Below are 19,372 nucleotides of genomic sequence, written 5' to 3' on the forward strand. Positions count from 1 at the left end.
AACCGGCAATCCAGACGGACTGCCGGTCTAAAATTATAACTCTAGCTCTCCCATACGAAGGAGCTCTACAACAGCTTGTGAACGCCCCTTTACACCAAGCTTTTGCATGGCATTAGATATGTGGTTCCGAACTGTCTTTTCGCTTATAAATAATTCACCAGCGATTTCCCTAGTTGTTTTATCTTGTACTAGCAGCTCGAATACTTCCCTTTCTCGTTTTGTGAGTAACGGCTTGTGAGTATAATCATTCTCCTTCAAGTATTGTAACCCTCCTTGCCTTTCGCCAGCCATGAATCGCGGGGTGGGTGTGTATTAGTCATCATATCATATGTATGTTAAACAATGAGAGTGACTGAAATTCTTGAAGTAGAGAATGTTTATTTTCTAAATGTACGCCTGTCCCTATCTAAGATTGAGGTACATTTATTTTCTCATGAAAAGCAAGCTTCATATCATCAGTCCACTGCGCACCTTTACCAGTTAATTTAGATACCTGAACAATCGTTCCTCTTCCTGTAAAGCAAATGTCACCATTCTCTCTTTTACCCATGTAATGAATATCTACCGATGATTGTCCGATTCTGCCTGCTTTTACATAAATTAAGAGGTTCTCATCGAAGTAAACTTGCTTCATATAGTCACATTGAAGATCTGCAACGACAATAAATGTTTCGTTTTCTTCCTTCACCCAATCGTCCATAAGATTTAAACTTTTAAAATACTCAATGCGAGCCTCTTCAAAGTAAACAAATGGAACCGTATTATTTAAATGACCAAACATATCTGTTTCAGAAAAACGCACCTTAACAGGGTGAGCAAATATAAATTCTTCTTCCCATGTCACAAAATTTTCTATATAATCAGTTTTTTTCACTTTTAGATCCTCCTCGAAAATGAATGAGCATTCAGTCGTTCTTTTTCTTATTATAGCTTTTTTCACACAAATACTAAAGGAGAAATTCATACATAATCTTATGTTACTTTTTCTGATTTTGTAACTATAATTGCTTAATTGAGTCATTCATGTGAAAAAATGTTTAAGGCAGACCGTGTAAAACGTTTTTTTGGGTCATTTGAAAGGATTTCCTTTTCAAATGTAAAAAGCAGATAAAATGACTCAACAAATAATTTACCAACACTTTCTTATAAAAAACGAGAAATCTCAAAGATATGGAGTTAACACTACAATAAAAACCCCAGCACAAACTTTTTTACGAAGTGTGTGCTAGGGCTTACTTTAAATAGGTTTTATCCTAAAATCCAAACCATTTTTTAATCATTTCCCAAATCCATCTTGTGAATTCTCTTACCTTATCCTTCAAGTGATCAATGATTTCTTGTTTACACTCAGACCAGCTAGTATCAGGGCCAGGAATACAAGCGCTCGGCTCTTCAGGGTTTTCAGGTTCACCTGGCTCTTCCGGATCTGTTGATTTCACTTCTGCAATAATTCTTCCTTCAACTTCCGGAGCTACCGGATTATTGTTTTCCAAATAGGTGGAAAACACATCATAATCCACTTCAAATAGTTCAGTAATTCTGCCCTCATCCTTGGCTTTTTTGAACATATCATATCCATCTCCACCATCGGCCGTGAAAGCGTTGGTCGCAACCGTATAGGTTTCGTCTTCATTGATTGCTATATATTCACCGTCTACTTTCACGTCAACGCCATGGACACGTTCACCCACTGGCTGTGCTTGGTCAAATTTAAAGCGAAGACCTGCCACTTGCATAAACTGGCCAGCACCTTCTTCAATATTTGCTACACTATGTTCTAAAGCTTGTTTTATTTCTTCTCCTGTTAAATCAAGGGTGACTAACATATTACCGAAAGGCAACACAGTAAGAACATCGCCAAGCGTAATTTCACCTTGAGCAATGGATGCACGAATACCGCCACCATTCTGCATCGCAATTTGTGTTGGCACAGATTCATTAGCTTTAGAAAGCATACCATCTGCAATCAAGTTTCCTAAATTGGTCTCTTTCGTACGAACATCAGTACGTTCACCATTCAAGGCAACTTCACTGTACCCTACTACTTCTTGTTTTAATTCCTCCAGCGGTTCACTTAACTCATCAAGTTTATTACGCGCCCATTCATCTTCTTCATAAACATATTCACCGTTCTCATCTTGACTAACGAGATCAAGTAATTCACCATTCCACTCTGACAGTACGCCTTCATCATCGAAAACAATGTCTAAAGAGCCTAAATATTTATGATATTCATTGGCTTGAACGATTAAAGTTGGTTCTCCATCTTCATTTTTTACAACTGGCTCTTCTAATGTCGTATGAGAATGTCCTCCAACAATCACATCGATACCTTGAACAGCTTCAGCTAATTCCTGATCTGGCGTATAACCTAAATGTGAAAGTGCAATAATTTTATTAATTCCTTCTTCTTCAAGCGCTGCTACTGTATTGCTAGCCATTTCAACTGCATCTTCAAAAACAATGGCTTCATCTGGGTTCGCCAAAAATGAAGTGTCCTCTGTTGTTAAGCCAAATAATGCTACTTTTTCGCCATCTACTTCTTTAATAATGGCAGGATAGATCTTACCGTTTTCTCCAGGATATCCAAACTCATTTACTTTTAATTGGCTTAAAATCTCATCATTCTCAACATTCACATTTGCACTAACAAATGGAAAATCCGCATTGGATACAAAGTCAGCCAACACTTGCGAATCTTTGTCAAACTCATGATTTCCAAATGTCATAGCATCATAACCTAAACGATTCATAAATTGTAAGTCCGCTTGTCCTAGGTACATATTGAAAAATAATGTACCTGAGAATACATCCCCAGCATCAACTAATAGTGTATTTTCTTTTTCATCTCTTAGTTGATTCACTGCAGTAAACAATCTTGGAACATTTTCTAAATGAGCATGGGTATCATTTGTATGAAGGATACTCATTGAGAATGGCCCCTCATTTTCCTCTTCTACCGCGATGTCTAACTCAACTAATAACGGATCATGATCACTAGCTCTACCATGCTCCTCCATGTATAGAGAATTGATATTTAAAATATCTACTTTGGCAGCTTCTGCTAAATGATTCGATACTAAAATATGATCAAGTACTTGCATATTTCCTTGGTAATTATACGTATACTGTTCGTTTTCCGGTAAAGTATCAACCATATTCGTTAACTCTTCACCTTTTAATGTTTCTAATGTGGGAGTGAATTGAAAATCATTCATATCCCCTAATACAACAACATTCGCATCTGGGTTTTTAGACTCTATATCTTTCACAAACCCATTTACAGCTTCTGCTAACTGTATTCTTTGTGCTTCACTCACTAATTCCGGAGGTTGATTCTTCCCAAATAGTGGTTCATCACCTGACTTAGAATTAAAGTGATTAGCAACGACAATCACATCTTCTCCATTAAATTCAAACTGTGCTGCTAGCGATTTTCTTGTATCTTGGAAAATTTCATTCGTCGGATCGATGCGACCTGGGTTCAATGTTAATTGACCGTCTTCATACGTAACTGCGTCGTTAGCCCCGCCTTTGGGTGCCTCTTTTAAAGTAACTCTTTCTGGATTATAGAGATATCCTACTCGGATATTCCCACCCGGCTGACCACCATCTTGCTTGTCTTCTGGTGCAATATCTGCCCAGTCATACGTCGGACCACCATTTGCGGCAATGGCTGCAATTAATTTCTCATAACTAGCTTTTGCCGTTGTTATACCATCATCAGTCGGGCCATTATCATCTTGTACCTCTACAAGACCAATAATATCCGGTGAATTTAACTCATTAACCATTGACTGCGCTATTCTATTTGTCTTTTCTTGGCTTGTACCTTCATAATAATTTTCAATATTATAAGAGGCAACTGTTAATTTTCCTTCATCCTTGCCAAGTTCTGTCGTTACTTCTTCTTTTTCCGATTCAATAAAATCTGGTAAAGAATCCATATCCACTAACACTTTAAAGTTGCTATAACCATAACTAATTACACCGGTGACTGTACCATCAAAACGATCACCCGTTTTAGCTACATAATTATCCTCTTCTAATAAAAGATGCAGTCTTTCTGGATTTGCATTATCTTCCGTTAATAAAACCCCACCTTGATCCGTATAGAGTTTATCCTCTTCTTGATTCGCAATGACAGGTATTTCACCATATTTTTGAGGTGCAACAACTTGAGGATTCTCCACTGCGACGCGCATACCCTCTAGACTCTCATAAAAATCGATACCATCTTCCTCAGGGTCAAAAGATTGCATTTCATCATTATCAATAATATCATGAGGTAAAGGAAGATCTTTGCCTAAAACAATTGCTTCTGGCAGGTCATTTCCTGATGATTCAATGCTTACCCTCCCATTTTGGGCATTGATTTCAGTCATGGCTAAATCTGTTTCTAACTTTTCACTATATCCGTCAAGAACCCATTCTTTCACAAGCCCATCCACTGTAACCTTATCTCCAACTTTTACTTGATGCGTAGGCTTGTAGACGAGAATCCCTTCTGATGTATGGGGATTATCATCGGGTGTATCATCTTGCATATAAAAATTACTGTTATCTACTACTTTTGTTACAATACCTTGTACAGCTGTTACGTTCTGATTTACATAAGGAGACTCATGCCCCGCTCCTTGTATATCACCAATGCGCAGACCTTCAACACCATCAGATGGCTCTTCCTCTTCCCCATCATCAGGGTTTCCATCAGCAAATGTAAATGCAGTTGGATTTTTCAAGCCAGGTACGGTAAAATATGCTTCAAGATTGCCTGTTATTTGTACTTTTTCACCTATAATATCAGGGTTAGTCTGTAAGCCAAATGTCGCACGAAAGCTGCTAGACACTTGCACAGGTAAAATTTTTGACGAATCTTGTTCATTCGCATCATCAGCTATCGCAATATTATAGTCATTACTAAAAGGTGGATTAAAATTGTAATTATTCGTCGAAACTGTATGACCTACTATGTAACCTTCTACTGTTGCATTTCCTTCGTTATTTTCAATCGCTTCATTCACCGTCAATACATCTTCTTGTGCTGCTTGTCCCGCTAGAGGGCTGAAGCTAGAAAATATTAACATAAAAATCATCAATAAGGCCAACCATCGATTACTAGCTAATTTCATTCTGTTCCTCCTTCAAATTATTATTAATCTTTCAACAACTGAAATATACCAGTTTTTCTATGATTCGTGTTTATTTATAACAAAAATTCTACATTTTTTGCCAAAAATAAGCTGAAAGTACTTTCTTCATTCATCAATTAATAGGTATTTTGTTTTATTATTATGAATTTTCAGTACGAATTGCTTAATAACTATTAAAATATTGCTCCTTCAAACGAAGATCACACTCTTACCCTTTTACTGGATAAAAAAAACACTGAGGCTATAAGCCTCAGTGTTCTATAAAATCTATTACACACGGTCACTTCCAAAGAAGTTTTTGAAAGATTGTAATGTTGTATCACGGTTAAGCGCGGCAATTGATGTTGTTAAAGGAATACCTTTAGGGCAAGATTGCACACAGTTTTGTGAGTTACCACAGTTAGCAAGACCACCGTCACCCATAATTTCCTCTAAACGATCTGCCTTATTCATTTCACCCGTTGGATGAGAGTTGAATAAACGCACTTGAGAAAGTGGTGCCGGTCCGATAAAATCAGATTTGCTGTTTACATTTGGACACGCTTCTAAACATACACCACAAGTCATACATTTTGATAATTCATAAGCCCATTGGCGTTTTTTCTCTGGCATACGAGGCCCTGGACCTAAATCATATGTTCCATCAATCGGAATCCATGCTTTTACTTTTTTCAATGAATCAAACATGCGACTACGATCAACTTGTAAATCACGTACTACCGGGAATGTTTTCATTGGTGCTAAACGAATTGGTTGTTCTAATTGGTCGATCAGAGCTGTACAAGATTGACGCGGTTTGCCATTAATGACCATAGAACAAGCTCCACAAACTTCTTCCAAACAGTTCATGTCCCAAGTAATTGGTGTTGTATGCTCCCCTTTTGTATTTACCGGGTTTCTTCGAATTTCCATTAGAGCAGAGATCACATTCATATTTGGACGATAATCAAGTTCAAATTCTTCTACATAAGAATCTGAATCAGGACCATCTTGTCTTGTAATTTGAAATAATACGGTTTTAGACTTTACTGCTGCTTCTGACACGATTAATTACTCCCCTTTCATCGAGTTTTCTCTTAATGTTTCGTTGTATAGTCACGTTTACGTGGCTTAATCAAGCTGATATCCACTTCATCGTAATGGAATTGTGGCGCTGATTTGCCATCAACGAATTTAGCCATAGTTGTTTTTAAGAATTCATCATCATTTCGATCAGGGAATTCTGGTTTATAATGGGCACCGCGGCTTTCGTTACGGTTATATGCACCAATTGTAATAACACGAGCTAATTGAAGCATATTTTGTAATTGACGAGTAAACGCCGCCCCTTGGTTACTCCATTTTGCTGTATCGTTAATGTTGATATTTTCATATCTCTCTAACAATTCAACAATTTTAGCATCTGTTTTTAATAAACGATCGTTATGACGAACAACTGTTACATTATCAGTCATCCATTCACCAAGTTCTTTGTGAAGGATATATGCATTTTCTGTTCCATCAAGAGACATGATTTTATTCCATTTCTCTTGTTCTTGTTGAACTGCACCTTCGAATAATGAAGAAGATAAATCTTCACTTGATTTCTCTAATCCTTCAATATATTCAAGCGCTTTTGGTCCAGCAACCATACCACCATAAATGGCAGAAAGCAATGAGTTAGCTCCAAGACGGTTACCACCATGTTGTGAATAATCACACTCACCTGCAGCAAACAATCCAGGGATATTTGTCATTTGATCATAATCTACCCATAAACCACCCATTGAATAGTGAACAGCTGGGAAGATTTTCATTGGTACTTTACGAGGGTCATCACCTTGGAATTTCTCGTAAATTTCAATAATACCACCCAATTTAATATCTAATTCTTTCGGGTCTTTATGTGAAAGATCAAGGTAAACCATGTTTTCACCATTGATACCTAGTTTTTGGTTTACACAAACATCAAAGATTTCTCGTGTAGCAATATCACGAGGAACTAAGTTACCGTATGCCGGATATTTTTCCTCTAAGAAATACCAAGGTTTCCCGTCTTTATATGTCCAAACACGACCACCTTCACCACGTGCAGATTCACTCATTAGACGTAGTTTGTCATCTCCTGGTATAGCAGTTGGATGGATTTGAATGAACTCACCATTTGCATAATACGCGCCTTGTTGATAAACGATTGATGCAGCAGAGCCTGTATTAATAATAGAGTTAGTTGATTTACCAAAAATAATTCCCGGTCCACCAGAAGCCATAATGACAGCATCTGCTGCGAATGATTGGATTTCCATTGTTTGTAGGTTTTGCGCTACTACCCCGCGACAAACTCCGTCATCATCAATGACAGTTCCCAAGAACTCCCAACCCTCATATTTTGTTACTAACCCTGCTACTTCGTGACGACGCACTTGCTCATCCAATGCATAAAGCAATTGTTGACCTGTTGTCGCACCAGCAAAAGCAGTACGGTGATGCTGTGTTCCGCCAAAGCGTCTAAAATCTAATAACCCTTCAGGTGTACGGTTGAACATAACACCCATACGGTCGAATAAGTGAATAATTCCAGGTGCTGCTTCTGCCATTGCCTTAACTGGAGGTTGGTTAGCTAAGAAGTCACCACCATAAATTGTATCATCAAAGTGAATCCAAGGAGAATCCCCTTCACCTTTTGTATTTACTGCTCCGTTAATACCACCTTGGGCACAAACAGAGTGAGAACGTTTAACCGGCACTAAAGAAAATAATTCTACTTGTCCGCCAGCTTCAGCAATTTTAACAGTTGCCATCAATCCGGCTAATCCGCCACCGACAACAATAACCTTTCCTTTACCCATATCTGACTCACTCCCTTAATACTAATACCTCTAAAAAAAACCGAACAAATTATAGAAAAATGTATGTATTCATTACACGAAAGCAAAAATAGCACGAATACCTACAATTGATAATGCGATAAAAATGACTAAAGTTACATAAGTTGAAATCAATTGTGATCTAGGAGATACTGTAATTCCCCAGCTTACCATGAAGGACCATAAACCATTTGCAAAGTGGAAAATTGCAGATAATACACCAACGATGTAAAATGCTAACATGAATGGGCTAGACAAAATATCAGCCATCATATCATAATTTACTTCGGCACCGAACATTGCTGCAATACGAGTCTCCCAAACATGCCAAACGATGAAAATCAATGTAATTACACCGGTTACACGTTGAACTAAGAACATCCAGTTTCGGAAAAATCCGAATCTTGAAGTGTTATTTTTTGCTGTAAACGCAATGTAAAGACCGTAAATTGCATGATATAACAAAGGTAAGAAAATAATAAATATTTCTAGGAAATATCTAAAAGGAAGACTTTCCATGAAATGTGATGCGCTATTAAATGCCTCTTCTCCCCTAGTTGCAAAATGGTTCACTACTAAGTGTTGGATCAGAAAGACCCCAACAGGTATAACTCCAAGTAATGAATGCAATCTGCGATTTAAAAACTCTCGATTACCCGCCATAAGTTTACCCCCTTGAATTTGTAGCATGACACGCTGAATATGTACATAACAAATCCTTCGCATCACTAAGAAAATGCAAATCATTTTCAAAACATTTATATGACATGTCCATTTTACTCCCATCGCCCATTAGCGTCAAGAAAACGGATACAGATTTTGTCGATATTACGAAAATTTTTTCTATTCTAGTTTCACTCAAAAAACCAATGATATAGTTTTTTCAACCCTATTTGGCGGTATATTAAAATAGCTTAAATCACGCAATAATATTCATATTTTACGCATAAAAATGCATTTACATTAGATTATTATTAGTGTTAAGATTATTCCCATAATTTACACCAGTTTTACAAACTAAAAATTTTTCCCTTTTCACTGTACGTATTCGTTTTTTCCAAGTAAATTGTATATATTAGACTTTATGAAAGAGGGGAGATTTAGCATAATATGCCATCTCAAGAAGCCCAAATAGAACAAACCGAAAACATGGCAGAATCAATTGAACCAAACAAAGAAATGATTTCATCCTTTGGCTATGAATTAATTAGAGAAGAACTTTTACATGATTTACTAGGTAAAGACGCACCAGATATCTTATACTGGGCAGGCAAGAGACTAGCACGTAAATATCCTCTTCAAACAGAAGAAGACTTATTCAGCTTCTTTGTCGAGGCTGGTTGGGGAAAATTAACGAAAAACCTCGAAAACAAAAAAGAAATCGAATACGAGTTGACAAGCGAAGTCATTCAAAAGCGCTGTAAAGAAAATACTCACGCAACATTCCAATTAGAAGCTGGTTTTATTGCTCAACAAATCGAACAGAAAAAAGAAGTGATTTGCGAAACATTCGAGCACCCACGTAAAAAGGGTGGAAAGGTCCTCTTCACAGTCAAATGGGATAAAAAGGACAATATCCACACTTAATAAAATATACTCAACAGTAAAAAAGGATCCAAACATCATTCTATTAAGGCGTCGAATGATGTTTGGATTTTCCTGTCTTATACTACTGTAGTTCATTTAATTTTTTATTAAATCCCCAGCTAAATTAAACGTTTGGTGTAAAGCTTGAGCGGCATTTAACATATGCGCTTGGTCGATTACAGCCGAGACTTTTATTTCAGATGTACTGACCATTTTTACAACGATGTTATTAGCAGCTAATACATTAAACATCTCAGCTGCTACTCCAGGATTTGAAATCATTCCTGAACCGACAATCGAGATTTTCGCCAATTGTGATTCCCATTCAATCTGATCATAACTTAATGCTTCTCGATTTTTTTCTAGTATTTTTACAGTCTCTGTAAGATCTTGGTTTTTAATTGAAAAAGATAAGCCTGATGATTTATCATCTGTAATACTTTGTATAATAATATCAACATTTATATGTTCTTTCGCCAAGATTGAAAAGATGGATGAAAGGCTTATTAAAGGGTCTTTAATCCCTAGTACAGATACCCTTGTAATATCATCTTCAAAAGCAACCCCTCTAACAACTAAGTTCTCTTCCATTTCCGCAACCTCCTCTATAATTGTACCTTCTTCTCGTTCCATACTAGAACGTACTTCAAGCTTTACATTGTAATTTTTTGCAAACTCAACTGCTCTTGGATGTAGAACGCCTGCACCAAGATTAGCTAATTCAAGCATTTCATCGTATGAGATAGATGGAAGCTTTCTTGCATTTTTTATATAGCGTGGATCAGTTGTGAATACACCTGTTACATCGGTGTATATATCACATTTGTCCGCTTTTAATACTGCTGCAAGAGCTACGGCTGTTGTATCAGAGCCACCCCGACCTAATGTCGTTATTTGGCCAGTCTCACTTAAACCTTGAAAACCCGCTACGATAACAATTCTCCCTTTCTTTAACTCTTGTGAAACAGGTTTTGTGTCAATATCAGTGATTCTTGCGTCACCATGTACTGATTCCGTTTTAATCCCTGCTTGCCAGCCCGTATAGGAAGTTGCCTCATAACCTTTTGAATTTAGTGCAATTGTTAATAAAGAGATCGTAACTTGCTCACCTGTAGATAACAACATATCCATTTCTCTCTTACTCGGAGCGGGTGATAATTCTTTTGCCATACCAACTAATTGATCAGTCGTTTTGCCCATAGCCGACACAACAACAACGATATCATTACCATTATTTTTTTCTTCAATGACACGGTTGGCTACATTTTGAATATGATCAACCGAGCCTACGGAGGTTCCACCAAATTTTTGTACAATTAAGCCCACTTTTCTCCCCTACTTTCAAGTCATTCGTTTTTATTCCCTGCCGCCTGTATGTACAACCAACACATTTCTACCCATATTCGGCATAAAAAAAAGCAATGAGATGAAACCCATCCCATTGCTGTGTAGTCAAACGTATGAACAATCTACGTACACACAGTGAGATAGCCCTCCAAGACAGATAGTCTTGACAATCCTGCATTTATTCAATGCAGAACCAGCGAAGAAAATATTGAGTCTTTCTTCACTTCGGCGAATATTCCCTTTCAAAGTCCTTCAAACGAAGCTCAATCTTCTAAGGAACTTTTACTAATGAAACTCGCACCTCTACCTTCACTTTCAAGTTAAAAAGTGATTTGATATAAAGTTAAAAACACTATACCATATTTGTTTTTTTCAGACAATGTCTATTCATGTAACTTTTCATAAAGTTCTTGTGCAACTTTTAATGGTAAGCCAGATTCCCTAAGGTCTTCTACACTAGCTGATTTCATTTTTTTTACAGAACCAAAATCTTTTAATAACTGCTTTTTTCTTTTTTCCCCAATACCATCAATTTCATCAAGAAGTGACTGAAATGCACTCTTTCCACGAACTTGTCTATGAAATGTAATCGCAAATCGATGCACTTCATCTTGAATACGTTGTAATAAATAAAATTCCTGGCTATTTCGAGCGAGGGGAATGATCATTAATGGATTTCCATAAAGAAGTTGAGATGTTTTATGCTTATCATCTTTGACTAATCCTGCTAGTGGAATATCTAAACCGAGTTCATTCTCAAGCACATCTCGAACGACTTCAACATGTCCTTTTCCACCATCAATGATAATTAAATCAGGTAGGGGTAGCCCTTCTTTTAAAACCCGGCTATATCTCCGTCTCGTCACTTCCCTCATAGATTCATAATCATCTGGTCCTTTAACTGACTTAATCTTATATTTCCGATACTCCCTTTTTGCAGGCTTACCATCGATAAAGACAATCATTGCTGAGACAGCATCGGTACCCTGGATATTGGAGTTATCAAAAGCTTCAATGCGATAGGGTGTGTAAATTCCTAGCTCCTCACCTAAGCTTTCTATTGCATTCACCGTTCTTTTCTCATCACGTTCAATAAGCGAGAATTTTTCTTTTAAAGCAATCTTTGCATTTTTATAGGCAAGTTTCACTAGTTCTTTTTTTCTCCCTCTTTGAGGAATAAATATTTTTACATCCAAAAGCTGCTCAGCCATCGTCACATCAACAGAGTCTGGCAAGTAAATTTCCTTTGGTTTAAAATGATTAGCTTGTTCATAAAAACGGCCGAGATAGGTGAGCATCTCTTCTTCAGGCTCATTATAGATTGGAAACATAGATACATCTCTTTCAATAAGTTTCCCTTGCCTAATAAAAAATACTTGTACACACATCCAACCCTTATCAACCGCATAAGCAAACACATCTCGGTCAGTAAAATCCGTCATTGTAATCTTTTGTTTTTCCATCGTCGTTTCTATATGGATAATTTTATCTCTGAAATCCTTTGCTTTCTCAAACTCTAGCGCTGCGGACGCTTCTTCCATTTTCGTTGAAAGTTCTTTTTTGATTTCTTTATAACCACCATTTAAGAAACGAGTAATCTCATCTGTCATTTGTTTGTATGTGTCAGATTTTACTTCATTTACACAAGGAGCTAGACATTGTCCGATATGGTAGTATAGACAAACTCTATCTGGTAAGGTGTTACATTTTCTTAAAGGATAAAGGCGATCTAATAATCTCTTTGTTTCATTGGCCGCCTGCACATTTGGATATGGACCAAAATATTTCCCTTTGTCTTTTTTTACTTTTCTCGTGGTAATTAATCTCGGATGTCTTTCATTTGTTAATTTAATAAAAGGATAACTCTTATCATCCTTTAACATGACATTATATTTGGGGTCATGCTTTTTAATTAAATTTAACTCTAATAATAATGCTTCCATATCGGAAGAGGTCACGATGTATTCAAAATCTTCAATTTCATTTACCAGCCTTAATGTCTTTCCATCATGCGAACCGGTAAAATAGGACTTAACCCGATTACGAAGCACTTTCGCCTTACCGACATAAATAATTGTCCCTTGGCGATCTTTCATTAAATAACAACCAGGTTGAGCAGGTAATAAAGGTAATTTATTTTTTATATTATCATTCATAATTAGCTGTCACATCCATACCTAAAAAGAATATCATTGCAGGAGGAAACCATACCCTTCTTACTGATTTTGCCATACTTGTACTGTAAAAAAACCCCGATCTTCTAAAAGTAGAAGCCGGGGTTTGTTTTTATGGTACTTCTTATGCACCATGTTTTTGAAGCAATTCAACTAATGCTTCTTTCGGTTGGAAACCAACCACTTTATCTACTTCTGCACCATCTTTAAATACGATGAGAGTCGGGATGCTCATAACACCAAATTTACCAGCAGTTTCTTGGTTATCGTCAACATCAAGTTTAACGATTTTTACTTTATCTCCCATTTCTCCATCAATTTCCTCAAGAACTGGTCCAATCATTTTACAAGGTCCGCACCATGGTGCCCAGAAGTCTGCAAGTACAAGACCTGAACCAGTTTCAGCAGTAAAGTTTTGATCTGTTGCATGTGTGATAGCCATAATATTTATATCCTCCTAATAAATAACTAAAAAATCTTATCGAAAGTATATCATCGATTAATAATGGATGCTATTATTTTGCTCGTATAGATTACCCATTTTTTTATTGTATCATACTGAACCTTTAAAAAGGATTCAATGTCTATTTTATTCAACATTAATCTTTTTGCCAACATAGTAAAGAAGCGGATAGTATAAGTCTACCCGCTCATATCAGATGTAAACGAAAATTATGCATTTACAAGTAATTCTTTAAACTCTTTCGTTAGTAATGGAAGGACTTCGAATAAGTCGCCCACAATACCATAATCCGCTACTTTAAAGATATTCGCTTCAGGATCTTTGTTGATGGCAACAATAATCTTTGAATTGGACATCCCAGCTAAATGTTGAATCGCACCAGATATACCACAAGCGATATAAAGGTCCGGTGTAACTACTTTACCTGTTTGACCAATTTGAAGTGAGTAATCACAGTAGTCTGCATCGCATGCGCCACGTGAAGCTCCAACAGCACCACCAAGGACATCTGCCAATTCTTTTAACGGCTCAAAACCTTCTTCACTTTTCACACCGCGTCCACCAGCAACAATAACTTTTGCTTCAGAAAGGTCTACACCTTCTGTTGCTTTTCGTACAACTTCCTTGATGACTTGACGCAAGTTTTTAATTTCTACAGATAAAGATGAAACATCTCCATTTCTACTTTCATCTTTTTCAAGTGGTGCAATGTTATTAGGACGAATAGTAGCGAAAAGAAGTCCATCTGTTACAATCTTCTTTTCAAATGCTTTTCCTGAGTAAATCGGACGAGTAAAGACTATGTTACCACCCTCAACTTCTAGATCTGTTACATCAGAGATAAGACCGGATTCTAACTTTGCCGCAATCTTCGGTGCAAGATCTTTACCTTGGGCAGTATGTCCGAAAATAATTCCTTCAGGATCTTCTTGATCAATAACGGCAAGTAAGGCTTGGGAATAACCGTCAGATGTATATTGTTTTAACAGTTCATCCTCAACTGTTACCACTCGGTCAGCTCCATACTGAATGAATTCAGCTCCTAAAGCGCTTACAGAATCACCAAACAAAACACCTACAACTTCTCCACCTTCAGCAGATGTTTTTGCTGCAGCAACTGCTTCAAAAGAAACATTTCGCAATGAACCTTCTCTTACTTCACCTAATACTAAAACTTTTCTAGCCATTATTATACCCCCAACGTTTTTATTCTTTTATGCTCACTATTAGACAACTTTTGCTTCGTTATGAAGTAGACTGACTAATTCTTTTACTTGACCCTCTAATTCACCTTCAAGCACTTTTCCAGCTTCTTTTTTCGGTGGTAGGGAGATTTCGATTGTCTTTGTTTTCGCTTCTACATCATCTTCGTCTAAATCAAGATCGTCTAATTCAATTTCGTCTAAAGGTTTTTTCTTTGCTTTCATAATCCCTGGTAAAGAAGGGTAGCGCGGTTCATTTAAACCTTGTTGTGCAGTGACAAGTAATGGTAGAGAAGTCTCGATTACTTCAGAATCACCTTCTACATCACGAACAACTGTAGCTGTTGTACCTTCAATATCTAACTTAGTGATGGTTGTGATATAAGGAATAGCTAATAGCTCCGCTACGCGTGGGCCAACTTGACCTGATCCACCATCGATCGCTACATTCCCACCAATAATCAAATCAACCTCTTTATCTTTAAGGAATTCAGCTAAAATTTTAGAAGTCGTAAACTGATCTCCTTCTTCAACGTCATCTTCTGTATTAATCAGTACTGCTTTATCAGCACCCATCGCTAATGCTGTACGAAGTTGCTTCTCAGCTTCTTCTGTCCCTACAGAAACAACCGTTACTTCACCACCATGTTCATCACGAACTTGGATTGCTTCCTCGATTGCATATTCATCGTAAGGGTTGATGATGAATTCTGCTCCATCTTCATTAATTTTACCGCCTGAAATCGTGATCTTTTCTTCTGTATCAAATGTTCTTTTCATTAGTACATAGATGTTCATGGTTTCGCCTCCTAATTTTACAAACATTCCATTGCTTCATAAGATTTTGACAAATAAAACTAAATTGTTGACTGAGCGTATGCTCAGTCTTACAATAACCTATTCCTAGAAATGCTTTTCAAATCGATTATTATTTAACAATTTAAATTATTAAATCTATTATAATAGATTATAAACAAAATTGGTAATGAAAACGTTTATATTTAAAAAATTATTTTCCTGAGAAAACTGGATTTCGCTTTTCAACAAAAGCAGAAATACCTTCCTTTGCATCCTCACTTACGAAAACTTGACCAAAAAGTTCTGCTTCCTTTTTCACCCCATCATAATAACGGTTGGATTTACTATAATTCAGTAATTCTAATGTTGCACCGACAGATACTGGGCTCTTTTTGGCGATTTTTTGTGCCATTGAATAGGCATTTTCTAACAGCTTTTCTTCAGGGTAAGCATGATTGGCTAAACCGAGTTGTACAGCTTCTAACCCCGTAATTGGATCACTCGTTAAAATCATTTCAGCTGCTTTTGCCGTTCCAACAAAACGAGGTAATCGTTGTGTACCAGCAAACCCAGGAATTAATCCAAGCTGCAATTCTGGTAGTCCCATTTTTGTATTCTCAGCAACTAAGCGAATATGACAACTCATTGCAAGTTCCAAACCTCCACCTAAAGCTGCACCATGAATGGCTGCAATAATAGGTTTCTTGAAGGTTTCTATTCTCTCAAAGAGCCCTTGTCCATTTTCTGCTAGATGTGAGAAACCTTCACCACTTTCGATAGAAGTAAATTCCTTAATATCTGCTCCAGCAGAGAAGAAGCGGCCTTCTCCATGAATGAGGATCACCCTAATATCTTGGTTTGGCTCAATCTGATCCAGTACTTCACCTAACTCCTCAATCAACCCAGATGATAGTGCATTGGCAGGAGGGCGATTAATGGTAATTGTTGCAACTTCATTATCAATCTTCCAATTTAAGTATTCCACTTTTTCTTACCTCCATTATTATTTTTAATTATTGGCTTTTGCACCCACTGATTAAAAGACGATGAACTTCGGGCGCTAACGCAGTTAAATCGTATTTTTGATCATTCATCACCCATGTTGTTGCAGTTTCATCCATTGTCCCAAAGATCATCTGTCTAGCTAATCGGACATCGAGATTACTAGCAAACTCACCCATTTTTTTTCCTTCGAGTAAGATTGAATCGATTAAGCCTAAATAACCTTTTAAGATTGCATTAATTTTTTGCCGTAAATCGATATTCGATTGCCTTAGTTCTAATTGTGTCACGATAGCTAAATGTTTGTCTTGAGATAAAATATGAAAGTGGGTTTCGACCATCATTAATAACTTCTCTGCTGCTCTTACTTTTCCTGCTATTTTCTCCTCAATCATTTCAACAAAGTGACCCATTTTGTTTTCAAAGAGGGAAATTAAGATATCTTCTTTGTTCTTAAAATATAAATAAATCGTCCCATCAGCCACGCCTGCCTGTTTGGCAATCTTTGAAACTTGTGATTGATGGTAGCCATTCTCAGCAATGACTATCACTGCCGCATCAATAATCTGTCTGTATTTTGGTTTGTTCTTCTTCAAAATCATTCTCCCCCTATATTACTCTTGCTCCTATCAAAGAGTATACCGGAATGGAGATACTCGTTTCCACCTAATCAACAGAACAACCATTCCGAATGATAAAAATGAATGAATAGTCATTCATAAAATTATATTATTATCTAATGATTGTTCTGTCAAGAAACTTTGCATAATTATTATGTTTTTAAGGTGGACAAGCTCTAGGTTTCAAAAAGAATGAGCCACTTGGCCCGATTATTTGATCGCCTCATTTTGCTCTTCAGCAAATTTCTTTTTATCTTCCTCAATTAAAGCTCTTCTCAGTATTTTTCCTACTGCTGTTTTAGGTAGTTCCTCACGAAATTCATAAATTCTCGGTACCTTATAAGCAGCTAAGTGTTTTCTAGCAAACTCATTTAATTCATCTTCTGTAATATGGACACCCTCTTTTTTAACAATATAAGCTTTAACTGTTTCTCCTCGGTAAGGGTGGGGCACGCCAGCTGCTACTACTTCCTGGACTGCTTCATGCTCATATAACACTTCTTCTATCTCTCTTGGATAAATATTAAATCCACCGGCGATAATCATATCTTTCTTGCGGTCAACCACATAAAAATAGCCATTTTCATCCATATACCCTAAATCCCCTGTTAATAACCAGCCGTCTTTTAATGTTTGTTCCGTATCATCTGGACGGTTCCAATAGCCTTTCATGACTTGTGGACCTTTTACACAAATCTCTCCAATTTCACCAACAGGTAAAAATTCGCCATTTTCAGTAGACATAATTTTTGCATCAGTGTCTGGCCAAGGAATCCCAATACTTCCCTTTACTCTCGGTTCATCCCAAAGGAAATTAGCATGTGTCACAGGTGAAGACTCTGTTAGCCCATATCCTTCTACTAATTTACCGCCAGTGATTTCTTCAAATTTTTGTTGGACCTCAACAGGTAGTGCCGCTGATCCACTGATACAGGAATCGATGGAAGAAAGGTCAAATTCTTTAATTTTAGGATGATTCAATAATCCAATATAAATGGTCGGAGCACCTGGGAAAAGTGTTGGCTTTTGCTTCTGAATGGTCTTCAAGGTTGTTTCAACATCAAACTTTGGTAGTAAAACCATTTTGTTAGCTTCCATAATTGTTAAGATCATAACAGTTGTCATACCATATACATGGAAAAATGGCAATATCCCTAGAATAACCTCTTCGCCCTTTTTCGTTTGATATAACCATGCTTTACACATTGCAGCATTGGATACTAAATTTTTGTGGGTAAGCATAACTCCTTTCGGAAATCCAGTCGTCCCACCTGTATATTGTAATAGTGCTAAATCTTCATTGAATTCTATATCATATGTTTGAACTGGTCTTGCTTCACCTTTTAATATTTCTGTTAATAAGTGATAATTGCCTTCATGTCTGACATTGACTGATAAGCCATATTGCTTTTTCTGAATAAATGGATACACAATATTTTTTGGAAATGGTAAAAAGTCCTTGATAGCGGTTACAATTACATGTTTCAATTCTGTTTGAGGTAGTATTTTAGTCACTCTTGGAAAAAGTATATCCATTGTGATAATCGCAATCGCTCCTGAATCCTTCATTTGGAATTCAAGTTCTCTTTCCATATAAAGTGGATTTGTTTGGACCACCACTCCTCCTGCGAATAGAACACCATAATAACTTATGACTGACTGCGGGGTATTAGGTAACATGATAGCGACTCGATCGCCTTTCGTTATTCCGATACTTTGCAGGTAGCCTGCAACTTTTAGAGCGGATTCATAGACATAACGATACGTAAATTCTTTCCCCATAAAGTGAATGGCTTTTTTTTCAGGGAACTCATTTGCGGCAGCAACTAAAAACTCCTGAACAGGCTGTTCTGGATAGGCAAGTGTTGATGGGATTTCATTAGGGTACAGCTTCAGCCACGGTTTTTCTTCAGACATTTACGACCCTCCCCAAATATTATATTTTTAGAACATTTAAAATTGTTCACTTTTTATTATAATATACACTTGTAAGCAAGACAAATGAAATTATATAAATCTGTGCCTTATTTCCTAAAGATGCCTCTTTATCTTATGCTAAATAGCACAAACCATAGCCACCATGAGGGAAGGAGAAAAGTTGTATGAGTAAATAAAGTATGGCGCTCTTTGACTTAAAAAAAACTAGACAACCATTCGTTGTATTCCACATACGAATAATT

Annotated in this window: 15 protein-coding genes and 1 riboswitch; of the genes, 1 reads left to right on the top strand and 14 read right to left on the bottom strand. The window is 36.9% G+C overall.

Annotation, left to right across the window (positions count from 1 at the left end; genetic code table 11):
• Positions 1–33: 33 nt before the first annotated feature.
• The 6 genes from MKY26_RS11265 to MKY26_RS11290 all read right to left on the bottom strand — a co-directional run bounded on the left by MKY26_RS11265 (position 34) and on the right by MKY26_RS11290 (position 8,662).
• Complete coding sequence (locus MKY26_RS11265) at positions 34–258, bottom strand: helix-turn-helix domain-containing protein (protein WP_066191568.1); 225 nt, start codon at positions 256–258, stop codon at positions 34–36.
• Between the two features lie 148 nt (positions 259–406).
• Positions 407–874 (bottom strand): acyl-CoA thioesterase, encoded by a 468-nt coding sequence (locus tag MKY26_RS11270; protein WP_095372353.1) that lies wholly within the window; start codon positions 872–874, stop codon positions 407–409.
• A gap of 379 nt (positions 875–1,253) precedes the next feature.
• Positions 1,254–5,132, bottom strand: coding sequence for a 5'-nucleotidase C-terminal domain-containing protein (locus MKY26_RS11275; RefSeq protein ID WP_341097312.1), 3,879 nt, complete (start codon positions 5,130–5,132; stop codon positions 1,254–1,256).
• A 291-nt stretch (positions 5,133–5,423) separates the two neighbouring features.
• Positions 5,424–6,197 carry a succinate dehydrogenase iron-sulfur subunit gene (sdhB, locus tag MKY26_RS11280; RefSeq protein ID WP_095372351.1) on the bottom strand — a complete coding sequence of 258 codons (774 nt, stop codon included), beginning with the start codon at positions 6,195–6,197 and terminating at the stop codon, positions 5,424–5,426.
• 32 nt (positions 6,198–6,229) lie between these two features.
• Entirely contained in the window at positions 6,230–7,981 is a 1,752-nt protein-coding gene (sdhA, locus tag MKY26_RS11285; RefSeq protein ID WP_095372350.1) for a succinate dehydrogenase flavoprotein subunit, read from the bottom strand.
• 72 nt (positions 7,982–8,053) lie between these two features.
• Positions 8,054–8,662 carry a succinate dehydrogenase cytochrome b558 subunit gene (locus MKY26_RS11290; protein ID WP_095372349.1) on the bottom strand — a complete coding sequence of 203 codons (609 nt, stop codon included), beginning with the start codon at positions 8,660–8,662 and terminating at the stop codon, positions 8,054–8,056.
• Positions 8,663–9,109: 447 nt separating this feature from the next.
• Between MKY26_RS11290 and MKY26_RS11295 the strand changes: the two genes are divergently transcribed.
• The gene (locus MKY26_RS11295) at positions 9,110–9,586 is read left to right on the top strand and encodes a YslB family protein (protein ID WP_233435215.1); all 477 of its coding nucleotides are present in this window, start codon (positions 9,110–9,112) and stop codon (positions 9,584–9,586) included.
• 96 nt (positions 9,587–9,682) lie between these two features.
• On the opposite strand, the gene MKY26_RS11300 is transcribed toward MKY26_RS11295, so the two are convergent.
• The 8 genes from MKY26_RS11300 to MKY26_RS11335 all read right to left on the bottom strand — a co-directional run bounded on the left by MKY26_RS11300 (position 9,683) and on the right by MKY26_RS11335 (position 19,109).
• Positions 9,683–10,912 (bottom strand): aspartate kinase, encoded by a 1,230-nt coding sequence (locus tag MKY26_RS11300; RefSeq protein ID WP_307312694.1) that lies wholly within the window; start codon positions 10,910–10,912, stop codon positions 9,683–9,685.
• A gap of 154 nt (positions 10,913–11,066) precedes the next feature.
• Positions 11,067–11,247: riboswitch (Lysine riboswitch) on the bottom strand.
• A 69-nt stretch (positions 11,248–11,316) separates the two neighbouring features.
• Entirely contained in the window at positions 11,317–13,089 is a 1,773-nt protein-coding gene (uvrC, locus tag MKY26_RS11305; RefSeq protein ID WP_251162600.1) for an excinuclease ABC subunit UvrC, read from the bottom strand.
• A 142-nt stretch (positions 13,090–13,231) separates the two neighbouring features.
• Complete coding sequence (gene trxA, locus MKY26_RS11310; protein ID WP_095372346.1) at positions 13,232–13,549, bottom strand: thioredoxin; 318 nt, start codon at positions 13,547–13,549, stop codon at positions 13,232–13,234.
• A 230-nt stretch (positions 13,550–13,779) separates the two neighbouring features.
• Positions 13,780–14,757, bottom strand: coding sequence for an electron transfer flavoprotein subunit alpha/FixB family protein (locus tag MKY26_RS11315; protein ID WP_341097332.1), 978 nt, complete (start codon positions 14,755–14,757; stop codon positions 13,780–13,782).
• 39 nt (positions 14,758–14,796) lie between these two features.
• Complete coding sequence (locus MKY26_RS11320) at positions 14,797–15,570, bottom strand: electron transfer flavoprotein subunit beta/FixA family protein (RefSeq protein WP_224935805.1); 774 nt, start codon at positions 15,568–15,570, stop codon at positions 14,797–14,799.
• Positions 15,571–15,781: 211 nt separating this feature from the next.
• Positions 15,782–16,555, bottom strand: a complete 774-nt coding sequence (locus MKY26_RS11325) for an enoyl-CoA hydratase (RefSeq protein ID WP_095372343.1) — start codon at positions 16,553–16,555, stop codon at positions 15,782–15,784.
• Between the two features lie 28 nt (positions 16,556–16,583).
• The gene (locus tag MKY26_RS11330; protein WP_340975840.1) at positions 16,584–17,168 is read right to left on the bottom strand and encodes a TetR/AcrR family transcriptional regulator; all 585 of its coding nucleotides are present in this window, start codon (positions 17,166–17,168) and stop codon (positions 16,584–16,586) included.
• Positions 17,169–17,402: 234 nt separating this feature from the next.
• Positions 17,403–19,109: an AMP-binding protein gene (locus MKY26_RS11335; RefSeq protein WP_322909656.1), complete on the bottom strand. Its 1,707-nt coding sequence runs from the start codon at positions 19,107–19,109 to the stop codon at positions 17,403–17,405.
• Between the last annotated feature and the right edge of the window lie 263 nt (positions 19,110–19,372).

It is taken from the genome of Cytobacillus sp. FSL R7-0680, assembly GCF_038009245.1.
GTDB classification, from domain to species: domain Bacteria; phylum Bacillota; class Bacilli; order Bacillales; family Cytobacillaceae; genus Cytobacillus; species Cytobacillus kochii.